Source organism: Streptomyces sp. SAJ15 (assembly GCF_007595705.1).
Lineage (GTDB): Bacteria > Actinomycetota > Actinomycetes > Streptomycetales > Streptomycetaceae > Streptomyces.
Genome location: NZ_NISY01000004.1, coordinates 294,520 through 309,655 on the forward strand (window position 1 = coordinate 294,520; position 15,136 = coordinate 309,655).

The window sequence follows — 15,136 nt, forward strand, 5'->3', positions numbered from 1 at the left end:
GTGGCGGATCATCCGCCACCGGCTCCTTCGTCGTGGGCGCCAGGTGCGTCAGCCGTACGGAAGCTCCACGGGCGCCAGCTCGTGGAAGAGGTCGCCGGGGCCCGGGTTGTCGGGATGGGTCACCCCGCCCAGGTGCTTCAGCACGCCCCACACCGCGTTGAGAGCCGTGGTCACGGCACCCTCGGCGAAGCCCGCCGTCCAGGAGACGTCGTCGCCGCAGAGGAAGAAGCCGCGCTGGGCCGGCTCCATCTCCTCCTGCATGAACTGGGTGAACAGCCGCCGCTGGTAGCGGTACTGGCCGGGCAGGTTGGACTTGAACGCGCCCATGAAGCGCGGCTCGGTCTCCCAGGTGACGGTCAGCGGCTCGGCGATCACATGGGAGCGGATGTCGACGTCCGGGTAGATCTCCGCCAGCCGGGTCAGCAGCACCTCCAGCCGCTCCTCGGCGGAGAGCGTGGCCACCTTCAGCGAGTCGTCGTTCCAGGTGTACGACAGGCACATCACGCCCGGCCGGTCCGGACCGTCGTCGAAGAGGTAGACCCCGCGTGGCATGCGGTCGGTGAGCGTCATGCTCATCACGTCCTCGCCGGTGGCCGGGTCGCGGTCCCGCCAGAAAGGCCGGTCGACCAGCACGAACAGCTTGGACGCGCCCATGTAGTGGGTGCGCTCCACCGCCGTCCAGTGCTCGGCGGGCAGCAGCGCGGGATCGCAGTCGACGCGGTTGAGCAGCGCCCACACGTGCGGACTGAAGACGACCGCCGGAAAGTCGCGGGTGCGGCCGCTCTCGTCCGTGACGGATATGCCCTCGGTGGTGCGCCGCAGCCGGGTGACCGCCGGCAGCGGCCGGCCGTCGGGGTGCAGCGAGGCCAGCGAGGTGCCCGCCGGCCAGTGCGCCGGCCGCTCCGGCCGGTGCTCCCACAGCCCGCGCGGCACCTGCTGCGCTCCACCGTCGATGAGCCGGTGGTTGTCGTCCGCCTCGGTGAAGACGACGCGCAGGATCTCCAGCATCGAGTTGGGGAAGTCGGTGTCCCAGCCGCCGGTGCCGAAGCCGACCTGTCCGAAGATCTCCCGGTGGCGGAAGGACTGGAAGGTGCCGGAGGTGGCCAGGAAGCCGTAGAAGGACTGGTCGTCGAAGTCCCGGACCAGTCGGTTCCAGATCGCCTTCAGCGTCTCCACGTCCCGCCGCTGGATGGCGTCCCGCATCGTGGAGAGCTCGGCGCGCTCCTGGAGGGCCTTCTCCCAGGCGTCGGCGACCTCCTGGTAGACCCCCGGCAGCTCGGCGGTGGTGCGCGCCCGGTGGCGGCTGCCGTTCAGGTCGATCAGGGTGCTCGGCGTGGCCGGCGCCAGCGGGTTGGGAAAGGGGCGGGTGCGCAGTCCCAGCAGCTCGATGTAGTGGAACAACGAGCGCGCGGAGACGGGGAACCGCATGGCCCCCATCTCCGCCACGTATTCCGGATTCCCGGGAAAGGGAACCGAACGCATCCGCCCGCCGAGTTGCTCGGCCTCGTACAGCACCGGGCGCAGACCCAGCCGCATGAGTTCGTACGCTGCCGTCAATCCGGCCATTCCGCCGCCGACCACCGCGACATCGGTGCCCGCCGCGCCGGGCGGCAGGGCGCCGAGGCCGGCCGGATGGCGCAGCCAATTGTCGTAGGAGAACGGAAAGTCCGGCACGAGCATTGTCGTCGAAGCCGCGGTGGCTGACGTCATAGGAGAAACCTCTCGGGGGCGCGCCGAAGACGATCTCACGCTATTTACCGGCTGGTTGGGGCAACAACCCCTATTCACCCTTGCTGACGCGCCGTGAAGGGGTCATGCGGTGTGAGCGACATCGCACCCGAGGCTGGCCGGGAGGTCCTGCCGATGGGTGATGTTGATCTTCCGGTAGACCCGGGTCAGATGCTGCTCCACCGTACTGATGGTGATGAACAGCTTCGCCGCGATCTCCCGGTTGGTGTACCCGGACGCGGCCAGCGCGGCGACCCGGCGCTCCGCGTCGGAGAGGCTGGAGAAGCCGGCCACCGGCTCGCCCGCCGGTCCGGCCGCCGCGCCCGCGCCGTCCGCCGTGGCCGTACGACCGGGGGTGCGCTGGAGCGAGCGGGAGAGCTCCTCGGCGCCGCAGCCGTCCGCCAGCCGCCAGGCCCGGCGGGTCATCAGCCGGCTCTTGTCCGACTCCCCGAGCTGCTTGTACGCCTCGGCGAGCTGCGCCATCGTGCGCGCCATCCCGTACCAGCTGTCGCCGCTCTGCAGCAGGTCCAGCGCCTCCTTGAGCAGCGCGGGCTGCTCGGTGACCGGACGGGTCGCGGCCAGCACGCGCAGCGCCGAACCGCGGGTGCGGGACAGCGAGGGGTGCGCCAGGTCCAGCTGCTCCTGGGCCAGCCGGGCGGCCTTGTCCCGGTTGCCCAGGGCCAGCCAGGTCTCGGCCATGCCCAACCGCCAGGGCACCACGGAGGGCGAGTCCAGGCCCCAGCCGGTCATCTTCTCCCCGCAGGCGCGCAGGTCGGTGAGGGCCGCGTGGTGGCGCCCGGTCGCCAGCTGGTGCATGCCGCGGGCGTGCAGATAGTGCAGGCCGAACCGGGTCTGGAACAGCGCCTCGGGCACCGGGCGGGCCAGCAGCTCACCGGCCGCGTCGTGCCGGCCCATGGCGGTGTGCGCGTGGATCAGCACCGCCAGCGGCATGCCGACGACCACGCCCCAGCCGCGCGCCGGCAGCTGCTCCAGGGCGCCCTCCGCGTACCGCACCGCGTCGTTGAGCCGCCCCCCGCGCAGCGCGATCTGGCCGCGGATGGCGCTGAAGCCGGCCAGCCACGCCTGGGTGGAGCAGCGCGCGGCCTCGGCCAGCACCCGGTCGCACCAGGTGGCGGCGGCGGTCAGCCGGTCCGCGTAGATCAGGGTGCGCAGCGCGGCGCGCAGCGCGTACGCCGTCCGCTCGCCCAGCCGGGTGCTCTCCAGCACGCGCTCGGCGGCCTGCACGGCCGTCGCGTCGGCGCCGTCCTTCAGCACCCCCCGCAGCGCGGTCAGGGCGGCGATCCCGGGGGCCTCCGCGGCGCTGAGCGCCGGGCCCCGGCCTGGCACGTCCAGCCCCAGGTCCAGGGGCTGCCCCTCGCTCTCCGCGGTGCCCCACACCTCCTGGAACCGGCGCAGCTCGGGCGCGCCGGGGTAGGTGCAGGACAGCGCGAGGCCGATGACGCGCAGTTCCGCGTCCAGCTCCGAGCCGGGGGTGTCCCCCAGGGTCTCGCTGACCTGACCGATGGCGGCCGCCGCGTCGTCCAGCGAGCCGATGCGCATCAGCCCGACGGCGACCCGCAGGGTGTGCCGAGGGGGCAGCAGCCCCTCGCGGGCCGGCGCCGCGAGCGACTGGAGGCGCCGCACCTGGGTCAGCGGCTTGACCCGCCACAGGACGTCGGCCAGGGTCGCCTGGATGATGAGCGACTCCTGCTCGTCGGTGCAGCAGCGCTTGGCCAGTTGCAGGCAGCGGACGGCGAACTCGGTGCGGTCCTCGGCGAGCGCCAGCCGGGCCGCCTCCCGCAGCACCTGCGGCACCCACTCCTCGTTCGGCGCCGCCGCCTCGTGGCTGAGCAGCTGCTGAGCCACCTCGGTGGGGTCGGCGTCCTCCTCGTGCAGCAACTGCGCCGCCCTGCGGTGCAGTCGGCCGAGCTCCTCGCACGGCAGGTCGTCCAGCAGCACGGACCGGACCTGCGGGTGCCGGAATCCGGTGCCCTGGAGGATGCCCAGCTCGCCGAGGGTGGCCACGGACTGCCGTACGGCGCGCTCCTCGACCCCGATCAGCCTGCTCAGCAGCTGCGGGGAGGCGGCGTCGCCCAGCAGCGCGACGCCGTGCGCGATCCGCAGCTCCTCGGCACCGCCCCAGCGGTGCAGGCAGGACAACGTCGCCTGACGGAAGAGCTCGCCGATCGGCGGGCCGCCGCCGGCGTCGGCCGCGTCGTTCACGGTGGCCGCGTCGTTCACGTCATCTTCGTCGTTCTCGGCGGACCGCCCGCGCCCGTGCGCGCGCCGGGACAGGTGGTCCTCCAGCAGGCCGCGCAGCAGCAGCGGGTTGCCGCCGGTGCCGGCGTGGAAGGCGGCGGCGTGCCGGCGCGCCTCCGCGACGCCGAGCTCCTCGGTCAGCAGCCGGCCGACGCCCGCGACGCTGAGCGGACCCAGCCGGACCTGGCAGACCGGGCGCTGCTGGAGCAGCTCGTACAGCGCGGTGGAGGCGGTGGGGCCGCTCCGCGGGCGATGGGTGACCAGAGTGGTCAGCGCGACGCCGCGGCAGCGGCGGACGGCGTACGCCAGGCACTGGAGCGACTGCGGGTCGGCGAACTGCACATCGTCGATGGCGATCAGCAGCGGGCCGGCCGCGGCCAGTTGGGTGAGGGCGCGGTGGAAGCCCTGGAGCACGCCGAGCGGGGCCTGGCCCGGCTCGCCGAGCGCGGCGCCGTCGAGGTCGGGGCCGAGCAGTCGTGGAGGCACCCCGCGCAGCAGCTGCTCCAGCACCGCGTACGGGAACTCCTGCTCCGAGGCACAGGCGACGGCGCTCAGCAGCCGGACGCCCCGTGCGACAGCGATGTCTGACACCTTGTTGAGCAGCTCGGTCTTGCCCGAGGCGACGGCGCCGCTGATGACGCCGAGTCCCCCACCCGCTTCGTCAGGCCCCCCGGCAAAGAGCTGGGTGAGCCGAGCTATCTCCTCGTCGCGCTCCACCAACACCTGTGTGAACTCCTTCCCCCGATAAAGACTTTCCGGGGGTGGCGAAAACGCCGGTGTGCATTGACGCATTCCATTCGGTCACCGAAACCCGAGTCCGAAGAATGCGTCACGCTCCCCCGCAAGAGAATTCCCCCGCGCCGTCGGGCCTACCCCCGACTCCTTCCGTTCTTGAACTGTGGTATGCGGTGGCATGACGCTCCAGGTCAAGAGCGTCCGGCCGCCAACAGCAGGACACATGACAGGTCGTGATGTTCAAACCTGTTGTCCCGAGGGGCAAGTGCGACTGTAGCAGTGTCCAGGAACGTCAAAGTAACGCCGTTGTGACCACCGGAGCGCGCGCCGGGGCGCGCGCTGGGTGGCCACGCGCTGGTCACAGCGGTGCGGCCCAGGTCAGTAGGTGGTTGATTCCTTGACTACCTCAAGCATTCTCAAATCCCCCACAGTTCCGCCTGATCGGAAAGGTTGGGCAAAATCCGACCGGTTTGCCGACCTTGAGGTTCATTACGGGGTCAACCATGTGGCCGCGGAACGGAAGGTGGCCCGAACGCGTCAATGACTGATCTATGACTGACTTTGACTGGCCCCATGCACAAGGCGCCTGCGGCACCTATTACGGTGGGGTTCGACTGCCGAATGGATCGTCGCGCGGGAAGTCGTCACGACCCTTTGGCGCAACAAACAAACGGGAGGAAGTCGGCTTGCGCACCGAGAAGTTGACCTTTGTCGTCGGTACCGGACGCTGTGGCTCGACGGCGCTGTCCGCGGTGGTGAACCTCCACCCCGACGTGCTCAGCCTCAACGAGCTCTTCGCCAGCGTCACCGACCCGGCGGTGCTGGCCGAAGCTCCGCTGAGCGGGGCGGAGTTCTGGGGTTACCTGTCCCGGCCGAACCCGGCCAGCGACAGCATGATCCGCAACGGCGCCCCGCCGTCGGAGTTCCTCTACAACCGCCACCCGGAGTGGCGCTACTCCGCCGAGACCACCGGCATCCCCGCGATCAGCATGATGGTCCTTCCGCATCTGACCGACGACCCCGACGGGCTGCTGGACGCGTTGGAGCCCGAGGTCAGCTCGTGGCCCACGCGCCCCGTGTCGCTTCAGTGGCAGGCGCTGTTCGCCACCCTGGGGGAGCGGTTCGGCACCACGGGCGCCGTCGTCGAGCGGTCCGGGCTCTCCCTGGGCAAGGTGGCGCAGCTACGCGCCCTCTTCCCGCAGGCGCGCTTCGTGCATCTGCACCGCGACGGCCCCGACTGCGCGCTGTCCATGAGCCGGCACATCGCCTTCCGGATGCTCCCGATGCTGTGGGAGATGGCCCAGCGCTGCGGCCTGGAGTCCCCGCACCAGCTGACCCCGGAGCACGCCGCCCAGCTTCCGCCGGACCTGGCCCCGCTGTTGACCGGCGCTTACGACCCCGCCCTCATTCTGGACCGGCCCATCCCGCTCGCCGTCTTCGGCGACATGTGGTCCCGCTGGATCGTCGACGGCGTGCGCAACCTGGGAGAGCTCCCGGCCGACATTCGCACCTCGCTCTCCTACGAGCACCTCCTGACGGAACCGCGCAAGGAGCTGACCCGGCTGGCCGAGTTCATCGGCGTCGAGGCGCATGCCGACTGGCTGGACTCCGCGTCCGCCCTCCTCGACGGCGACGGCCGCCGCGGGTCCGCGCTCAAGCTGCCCCCGGAGGAGTTGGAGGCGCTCCGCGTGGCCTGCGCGGAGGGGACGGAGGCCCTGGCGGGTCGGGGACTGTAACCCCCTTCGTCCGCTTCGCCCCTGGCGCCGCGGCCGAGAGAGCTGTAGCGAAATACGTACGGCCGTCACCGAGTCATGACATCGGGGCGGCCGTATGTCGCATAAGGCGTTTCGCGGTGGGCGTGGCAGTGACGGTCGCTCAGTCGCTCAGTCATTCAGTCGGCGATGTCGACTCCGTAGCCCCGGGCGAGGTCGTCGAGGCCGTGGTCGTAACCCTGACCGACGGCGCGGAACCGCCAGACGGGTCCGCGTCGGTAGATCTCGGCCAGGAGCATGGTGCGCTCGGTGGTGGCGGCGTCCAGGGTGGCCTGGGTCAGCGCCGCCGCACCGACCCCCGGGGCCGTGGTGATCTGGACGGCGCCGACGTCGCCGAAGGAGGCGGCCCCGTCGATGGCGGCGGCGACCACCACCTTGCGCGTCGCCGGGGGCAGGGCGGCCAGGTCGACGGCGACGGTCTGCTCGGTCGGGCCGTCGCCGAGCAGCCGCACCGCGCCGTTCGGGCTCTCCGGGGCGCCGTAGAAGACGAAGTCCTCGTCGCAGGAGACCTGTCCGTCCTCGTCCACGGCGAAGGCGACCAGGTCGATCTCGCAGTGCGTCTGCTGGGCCCAGGAGGCGGTGACGTCCCACCGGCCCGTCGCGCCGGTGACGGGGGCGTTGGCGGAGGGGGCACCAGTGCCGGCAGCGTCGGCGGCGGACGCGCCGGAGCCGGGGGCAGCAGTGCCGGCAGCGCCTGCGGCGGAGGCGCCTGCGGCGGAGGCGTCGGCGGAGGGGAGGCCGCTGCCGGGGAGGTCCGTCACGCCACCGCGCGGCAGGACCTGCGGGGCCGCGCCCCACTCGCCCGCCCGGGGCGTGAGTGCCGCGGTGGGCGCGTCAAGCCAGGGGGCGTCGTGCGTCGGCAGCTCCAGGGCGGCGATGCGGCGCATGCGTCGATCCGTCTCGCCGCCGGGGAGGAGCACGACGTCGGTGACGCTCGCGGACAGGTTCACGGCCGCGGATCCGCCGAGCTCCACCACGCGGGCGCGAGCCGCCGCGGCGTCCCGGTGCACCCCGCCCAGGACGAGGACCCGGCGCCCGGCCAGCGGCCTGCCGTCGACAGGGGGCACCGGCCGGCGGGCGGCCGGAACGGGTGCGGCAGGCGTGGGCGGGGCGGGCTCGCCGGGTGCCGTCGGCGGCACCGTCGCGGGAGCTGCGGGCGTCGCCGCCGTGGGCGGGGCGGGCATCGGCGGCGTTGCGGGTGGGGCGGCGGGCGGTTCGGAGTGAGGGGTGTGGGGTGGGGTGGCGGCCGAGGGCCTCTCGTGCGGTGTCCCCGGGCGTACCTCACCCAAGAGCGTGAGAAAGGTGGGTTCGTCGATGATCGGCACGCCTTCGGCGGCCGCGCGCCGCGCCTTCGCCGACCCGGAGCCGGAGTCGTTGGTGACCAGGGCGCTGGTGTGCCGGCTGACCGAACCCATCACGTTCAGCCCGGCGGCGACGGACCGCGTCACCAGCTCCGCACGGGATGTCGCCGTGTCCCCGGTGATGGAGATCTTCATGCCCTGGACGAGCGGGCCGCCAGGGGCCCACCGCCCCGGGTTCCGGAACGCGCACGGAGTCTTGGGCGGCTTCGGGGCGAACCGCGGGTCCTGCCGAGGCGGGCAGGCGACGAGGGGCAGCGCCAGATCGAGCCGCGCCGCCTCCCGCAGGGAGGCGCGGAGGATCCCGGCCAGCACCCGGGTGTCGTCGAGCGCGTCATGCGCCTGGGTCTGCGGTACGCCGTAGTGCGCGGCCAGCGTCCCCAGGCGCATGTCGGAGGTCGGTGGATCGACCCGTCGGTTCAGCGCCAGCGTGCACAGCCGCCGCGCGACCGGGAGATGGCTCCCCGCCCGGGCGAACTCGTGCGCCAGGAAGTCGTAGTCGAACTGCGCGTTGTGCGCCACCATGACCCGGCCCTCAAGCAACGCCCCGACGCGCCCCACGACCTGCTCGAAGGTCGGCGCCCCCCGCAGCCGCTCGGCGGTCAGACCGTGCACATGCACCGGCCCGGGGTCGCAGCCGGGGTTGAGCAACGTCGAGAACTCGCCGGTCTGCTCGCCGTCCGGCCCGATCGTCACCACCGCGATCGACAGCACCCGGTGTTGACGAGGGGTCAGCCCGGAGGTCTCCACATCCACCAGTGCCCAGTCGAAGGCGTAGTCGCGCAGGTCGGGCACGGCGTGGGCGGCGGAGGAGAGAGTCATGACGGCAAGGATGATCTGCCGCTCGTCCCACCTTCAACCGGAATGCCGATATGTCCCGCCTGGGACCTCATGACCTCATCAGGCAATGGAGAGGGACGGAGGGGCGGAGAGGGATGAGCGGGGGGTCCGGCCGGGACCAGAGGTCCGATCGAGAGCCGGGGGTCCGGTCGAGACCCGGGGTCCGATCGGGCCCCGGGCGATGTCGCCGCCAGCCCGCGTCCGCCGCCCAGCCCTTACGTCGCCGCTACGCCGCCCCCGCTACGGTGGCTCTGACCTGCAAAAAAGGCCCTCCGCGAGGGAGGGCCGGACTGGGGAGGCGCCCCCGGCAGGACTCGAACCTGCGGCCAAGCGCTTAGAAGGCGCCTGCTCTATCCACTGAGCTACGGGGGCCAGATGGTGGGTCGCGGACAGCTGAAGCCCCCGGGTTGCCTGCGGGTCCGCCATGCGGGCCGTGGTGCCGGGTAGCCGGGCTTTGGCGGATCCGTGACCTTGCCGGGGACAAGGATAGGGCTCCGTGCACCTCGTCCCGGTTGCTTCACCTCCGTGGCACGTTGTGGAGGTTCAGTGAAGCGGTCCTGATAATCGCAGGCAGGTGCGAATTCTGCATCGTTTTTCACGCCTTGCGTCGCGGGTGTTGTGTACTCGTTATGCCTGAGCCCCAGCTATCACCCCTGTCATCTGTCCTATCTGGGGTGATCCGGGTGGGTCTGATCGCTGCGTGTGGACGGCCATACGCTTCAAAATGTCACCAAAATTGTGCATTCTGCGCACGTGGCGACCTTGGACGTACGGCCCCGACTGCTCGACACGCTGTCCGCTCTGCGTGACCGCGTGGACGCCGCACGTTTCCCGCTTCCCCTTCCGGGCGCGGCGCGCGCCCGCCGTAACCGGGCCGAGCTTCTCGCTCAGCTTGACGACTACCTCGTGCCCCGGTTGCGCGCCCCCGAAGCGCCCCTTCTGGCGGTGGTCGGCGGGTCCACCGGAGCGGGGAAGTCCACCCTGGTGAACTCGCTGGTCGGGCGGCGGGTCACCGAGGCCGGGGTGCTCCGCCCCACCACCCGCATGCCGGTGCTGGTCTGCCACCCGGACGATCACCACTGGTTCGCCGGACAACGGGTGCTGCCGCAGCTCACCCGGGTCTGGGTGCCCGCGCAGGGCGACACCGGACTGGGGGCGTACCCGGAGGAGGTCGGGGGGGTGGACGAGGGCGGGCCGCCGCCGCTGCGCATCGAGACCGACGACGCCCTCCCCCGCGGGCTCGCGCTGCTCGACGCCCCCGACATCGACTCCCTGGTCACCCGCAACCGCGAGCTCGCCGCCGAGTTGGTCTGCGCCGCCGACATCTGGGTGCTGGTCACCACCGCCACACGCTACGCCGACGCGGTGCCCTGGCACCTGCTGCGTACCGCCAAGGAGTACGACGCCACGCTGGTCACCGTCCTCGATCGGGTGCCGCACCAGGTCGCCGCCGAAGTCTCCCGGCGCTACGCGGCGCTGCTCAGCGCGGCCGGGCTCGGCGACGTGCCCCGCTTCACCATCCCCGAGCTGCCCGAGTCCGCCAGCGGAAGCGGACTGTTGCCCGCCACCGCCGTCGCCGCGCTGCGCGGCTGGCTCACCCAGTGCGCCCAGGACCCGGTCGCCCGCGGCAACGCGGCCCACCGCACCGCCTCCGGAGTGCTCGCCTCGCTCCGCTCCCGGATGCCCGCGCTGGCCGGCGCGGCCGCGGCGCAGCACGCCGCCGCGGTGCGTCTCATCCAGAGCGTCGAGGACGCCTACGGGGCGGCCGCCGAACGGGTGCGCCGCGATATCGCCGCCGGCGCCGCGCTGGCCGGCGGCGCACTCACCCACTGGCACGGCTATCCCGAGGACAGCACCCCCGACGAACTGCTCACCGCCCTCGCCGACTCCCTCGCCACCCTGCTGCGCAGCGCGGCCGCCGCCGCGGACGAACAGGTCGCCGCTGCCGGCGGTCGCGACCCCGCCGCACGTGCCGGGCTCGCCCCGCGTGACCCGCACGGCGCCGCCGCCCGTATCGACGTGGCCGCCCGCCACTGGCGCCGCTGCCTGGAGCAACAGGTCGAGGTCGAGGTACGGCAGGCGCGAGCCGAACGCGGCGCAGCTCCGGACCCGGACGCCACCGCCGCACTGCTGGCCGTGGCGCTGCTCGGCGGCCGCCGCGCCCGCACCGCCGGCGAGACGCTCGCCGAACGCCTCGGCGCCCACGCCGCGGTGCGCCTCTGCGACGACGGCCGGCAGCTCCTCGGTACCTGCCTCGGCCAGGCCCTGGACGCCGAGCGGGACCGGCGGCTGGCCCCGCTCGACGCCCTCGACGTCAGCCCCGAACACCAGGTCCGCCTCATCGCCGCGCTGTCCGTACTACAGAAGGAGAGGTGACCGCGGTGACCGCGACCGCCGCCGGACCGGACGACGCCGGACAGGCCCCCCAGACCGCCGCCAGTTCCCACTCCGGCCCTACCGGGCACCGGGACGCCGGGCGCGAGCCGGACCACGGGACCCCGCGTGCCCCGCGCGGCGCGCGGTACGCCACGGAACCCGATGGGCGGGCCCGGCTTGGGCCCGAGGGTGGCCGTGAGCCGGGGGGTGGCCGTGAGGCCGATGGTGCCCCTGAGGCTGAAGTGAGTTATGAGGCTGGAGCCGATTTCAGGGCCGACGTTGCCTCTGGGGCAGAGGCCACCCCTGGGGTAGGCGGTGTACGTGAGGCCGGAGCCGAACGCGGGGCCGCGCACGGCCCGCGGCAGGGCAGTGCTTACGGGGCTGAGCTCGGCGTCGAGGGCAGGTGCGGACATGAGCTCGGGGTTGAGGGCGGACACGGCGTTGAGGTCGGCCGCGGCGTCGAGGCCGAGGTCCGGCACGGGGCTGAGGCCGGGCACGGGGTCGGGCGGTTCGGGAACGGCGGCGAAAGTGGACACGGGGCCGGGATCGGACGTGGGATCGGGATCGGGGTCGGGATCGGGCACGGAGGCGAGGTCGGACGCCGGGTCGGGGGCGAGGGTGGCGGGGCCGGGGGCGAGCGGGGCGCCGGGGGCGATCGCCGGGCCGGGTACGACCGCGATGTCGTGCCCCCTCCGGCGGCGCCGGGAGCGGCGGGCCCCCTCATGTCGGACCGGCCCCCCACGGCTCCGGCGCCGGACGGACGCCCGGCTCGGTCCCCGGACGGACGCCCGGCTCAGTCCCCGGACGGGCCCCCAGCACCGGCACTGGACCGGCCCGCCGGTCTGAGCCCGGAGGGCCCGAAGGGCCCGTTGGGCGCCCCGGAATCGACCACTCCCTCGACCTCGACTGCCCCGCCCACTGTTCATGCGGCACCGGATGCTCCCGACCCCCATGTATGGGACGACGGACTGATCGCCCGGCGGGCCACCTCGGCGAAGCCCGCCCCTCCGGAGCGCCCGGAGCGCCCGGAGCGCCCGGACCGCCCGGAGCGCTCGGGCCACCCGGAGCGGCCTGCCCAGCCTGCCCTTCCGGAGTCCCTCGGGGCGGCGAGAGGGATCGGAGTCACTGATCCCGGGCGCTCGGTCGACGGGCCGTCGGGGTCCGTGGCCGGGCGCGCCGCCCCGGCCGCTTCGCCCGCCTCGGCACCCCCCTTCCGGCAGCCGCCCGGTGTGCCGGAGAGCGGGCCGGCGCCGGAGAGCGGGACGGCCGCCGCTCGGACCGGGTACGCCCCACGCCCCGGGTTCACCCCGGGCCCCGCCTTCGGCTTCGGTGCGCTGCGCCCGCGCCTCGACGCCCTCCGGGAACTCGTCGGACTGTCCCGTACCCGGTTGGACCGGCGCGCGCTCGGGGACGCCGGGCGCGTGCTCGACGAGGCCGCCGCGCGAGGCCGGCACTCGCTGGGACACACCGTGGTCGCCCTGGCCGGCGCGACCGGCAGCGGCAAGTCGACGCTGTTCAACGCTCTTGCCGGAGTGGAGCTCTCCGAGGCCGGCATCCGACGGCCGACCACCGCGGAACCGATGGCCTGTGCCTGGACCGACCACGCTGACGGGCTGCTCGACCGGCTGGGCATCCTGCCCGGGGCCCGCCATCTCCCCGCCCATCCCTATGATCCGGCGCTCCGCGGGCTGGTGCTGCTCGATCTGCCCGATCACGACTCCGCGGCGGCCGGGCACCGGGAGCGGGTGGACCGGCTGCTGGGGCTGGTGGACGCGGTGGTGTGGGTGGTGGACCCGGAGAAGTACGCCGACGCGGTGCTGCACGAACGCTATCTGCGCCCGCTCGCCGGGTACGCCGAGGTCACCTTCGTCGTGCTGAACCAGATCGACCGGTTGCCGGGGGACGCCGCCGACCAGGTGCTGGACGATCTTCGGCGGCTGCTGGACGAGGACGGGTTGGCGCTGGGCGAGCATGGCGAGCCGGGGGCGGCGGTGCTCGCCGTGTCCGCGCTGACCGGAGCCGGGATGGGCGAACTGCGAGAGGCGTTGGGACGGTTCGTGGGCGAGTGCGGGGCGGCGGAGCGCCGGTTGGCGGCGGATGTGGACGGGGTCACTGGGCGGCTGCGCTCCTCATATGTGGCGGATGGCGGGTGGGTCGGTGGGCTGTCCGAGCGCGCCCGGGCGGAGTTCGAGAACCGCTTGGCGGACGCGGCGGGGGCGGCCGTGGTCGGGCAGGCGGCGGAGCGCGCCTGGCTACGGGCGGCGGATCGGGCATGCGGTACTCCGTGGTCGCGGTTGTGGTCCCGCCGGAGCGGCGGAGGGAGGGACATGGCTGGAGGTGGTCGTGGTCGGCTGGCGGCGGTGCCGGTCGCGGCCCGGCCGGCGGTGGAAGAGGCGGTGCGGAACGTGGCGGACGAGGCGGCGACGGGGCTGCCCACGCCCTGGGCACAGGCGGTGCGCGAGGCGGCCCGACACGGGGCCATGGGGCTGCCGGAGGCGATGGACGAGGCGGTGGCCGCCACCGCGCCCGGTGGACAACCACCCCGTCCGCGCTGGTGGTCGGTGGCGGCCGTGCTGCAAGGCGCGCTGCTGGTGGTGCAGCTGGTGGGCGCCGGCTGGCTGCTGGCGGCAGTCGCCGAGCGGTTCAGTGCGCCCGTCGGTGCGGGCGGTATCGGTAGTGGATGGTGGGCCCCCGCGCTGCTGTTGACGCTGAGTGCGGCAGGCGGGCCGATGGTGACGTGGGGCTGCGCCCTGCTGGCCCGGGGGCCTGCGCAGCGATACGGACAACTGGCGGAGCGGCGGCTGCGGGAGGCTGCCGCGGAGTGCGGACGGACGCGGGTGCTGGAGCCGGTCGCGGCGGAGCTGATGCGCTATCGCGGGGTGCGGGAGCAGTACGCCATCGCGGCGGCGCGGTCGAGATGAGTCATGCCCCGTCGCGCCGACCGCACGCACCGGCCCCGTGGGTTCCCTCTGACGAGTGGCCGAGTTGTCCACAACGGAGCGGTCGTCCACAGCCCTCAGCGGGCTTCGCCGGGCGGGGGCACGATGACGGCACGGCAAGACCAATCCGCGACGACGGGGGAGGCCATACAGTGAACGAGACCTTGGTGACCTTGGTGGGAAACGTGGCGACGGCGCCGGAGTTCCGGCAGACCGCCTCGGGCGTTCCGCTGACCCGGTTCCGGCTGGCGGTGACGGCCCGGCGCTGGGATCGGACGCGTGCGGCCTGGACGGACGGGGACACGAGTTTCTACACCGTGTGCGCGTGGCGCACGTTGGCCGCCAATGTGGCCGCGTCCGTGTCGATCGGTGAACCCCTCGTGGTGCAGGGCAGGCTGCGGATCCGGGAAGGCGGCCGGGACGGGTCCCGGGAAGGTGCCGGCGGCGGTTCCCGGGGCGGCTTCCAGGCCGGGGCCCGCGAGGGAGGCCGACAGGCGGCGTTCCCGGAGGGCGGGCGCGAGCGGGAGGGCGGACGCTGGCTGTCGGCCGACATCGAGGCGGTGGCGGTGGGGCACGACCTGACACGGGGCACCTCGGCCTTCCGCCGGGTGTCACAGGCCAGGCCGATGACGCCGGCCCTGGCCTCGATGCACGGTGCGGTGCCCATGGACGGGGCGCCCGCCGGGCCCGCGACCACCGGCCCCGCGACGGCCGAACCGGCGACCGCCGGGACCGCGACCGCCGTGCCCGCCCAGGCCGACACCCTGTTCACCGATCCGGCCCCGGCCGTCTCCATGTCCACCGACTCGGCAGGCCGCCCGACCGCCGTCCGCCCCACCGCCGGTAGTCCGACCCGCGGTGGCTCGACCCCCGGTGACCCCGCCGCCCCCGACGCCGTGGCCCCCGCCGCGCCGTCCGGCCCACCCGCGGCCGAACCGGCACTCACCGGGGCGACACCTGCATGAAGGTCGGAGATTTGTCGATATACCCAGCTCGAAAGTGGAACTGAGGGATAACAATTCCGATTCGGATCGGGTTGGCAGGCGCATTCCCGGCGTCTGCGGACGCGCTCTCTCCCTAGGATCCACCCGGTGCCAACGGGGGTTCCTGAGTTTTGAGTTCGCCGGCG

Annotated in this window: 7 protein-coding genes and 1 tRNA gene; 4 read left to right on the plus strand and 4 right to left on the minus strand. The window is 73.4% G+C overall.

What is annotated here, in order from left to right:
- Positions 1-48: 48 nt before the first annotated feature.
- Both CD790_RS13940 and CD790_RS13945 read right to left on the minus strand, forming a co-directional pair.
- A complete protein-coding gene (locus CD790_RS13940; protein WP_144383526.1) occupies positions 49-1,710 on the minus strand; it encodes an NAD(P)/FAD-dependent oxidoreductase in 1,662 nt (553 codons plus the stop codon).
- Positions 1,711-1,812: 102 nt separating this feature from the next.
- Complete coding sequence (locus tag CD790_RS13945; RefSeq protein WP_186319011.1) at positions 1,813-4,710, minus strand: LuxR family transcriptional regulator; 2,898 nt, start codon at positions 4,708-4,710, stop codon at positions 1,813-1,815.
- 698 nt (positions 4,711-5,408) lie between these two features.
- Between CD790_RS13945 and CD790_RS13950 the strand changes: the two genes are divergently transcribed.
- The gene (locus tag CD790_RS13950; protein ID WP_260867564.1) at positions 5,409-6,458 is read left to right on the plus strand and encodes a sulfotransferase; all 1,050 of its coding nucleotides are present in this window, start codon (positions 5,409-5,411) and stop codon (positions 6,456-6,458) included.
- A 155-nt stretch (positions 6,459-6,613) separates the two neighbouring features.
- Here CD790_RS13950 and CD790_RS13955 read toward each other — a convergent pair whose 3' ends face one another.
- Positions 6,614-8,674, minus strand: coding sequence for a TerD family protein (locus CD790_RS13955; RefSeq protein WP_144383529.1), 2,061 nt, complete (start codon positions 8,672-8,674; stop codon positions 6,614-6,616).
- Positions 8,675-8,991: 317 nt separating this feature from the next.
- Positions 8,992-9,064: transfer RNA gene (locus tag CD790_RS13960), tRNA-Arg, on the minus strand.
- Positions 9,065-9,454: 390 nt separating this feature from the next.
- On the opposite strand from CD790_RS13960, the gene CD790_RS13965 reads away from it, so the two are divergent.
- From CD790_RS13965 to CD790_RS36840, 3 genes are all read left to right on the plus strand, one after another.
- Positions 9,455-11,068, plus strand: a complete 1,614-nt coding sequence (locus CD790_RS13965) for a dynamin family protein (RefSeq protein ID WP_144383779.1) — start codon at positions 9,455-9,457, stop codon at positions 11,066-11,068.
- Between the two features lie 722 nt (positions 11,069-11,790).
- Complete coding sequence (locus tag CD790_RS13970) at positions 11,791-13,989, plus strand: YfjP family GTPase (protein ID WP_144383530.1); 2,199 nt, start codon at positions 11,791-11,793, stop codon at positions 13,987-13,989.
- A gap of 170 nt (positions 13,990-14,159) precedes the next feature.
- Positions 14,160-14,972: a single-stranded DNA-binding protein gene (locus CD790_RS36840; protein ID WP_399217501.1), complete on the plus strand. Its 813-nt coding sequence runs from the start codon at positions 14,160-14,162 to the stop codon at positions 14,970-14,972.
- Positions 14,973-15,136: the final 164 nt, after the last annotated feature.

Bases quoted from the DNA above. Each gene is read 5' to 3' on its own strand.
- CD790_RS13940 (WP_144383526.1), bottom strand. From the start codon at position 1,710: ATGACGTCAGCCACCGCGGCTTCGACGACAATGCTCGTGCCGGACTTT.
- CD790_RS13955 (WP_144383529.1), bottom strand. From the start codon at position 8,674: ATGACTCTCTCCTCCGCCGCCCACGCCGTGCCCGACCTGCGCGACTAC.
- CD790_RS13970 (WP_144383530.1), top strand. From the start codon at position 11,791: ATGTCGGACCGGCCCCCCACGGCTCCGGCGCCGGACGGACGCCCGGCT.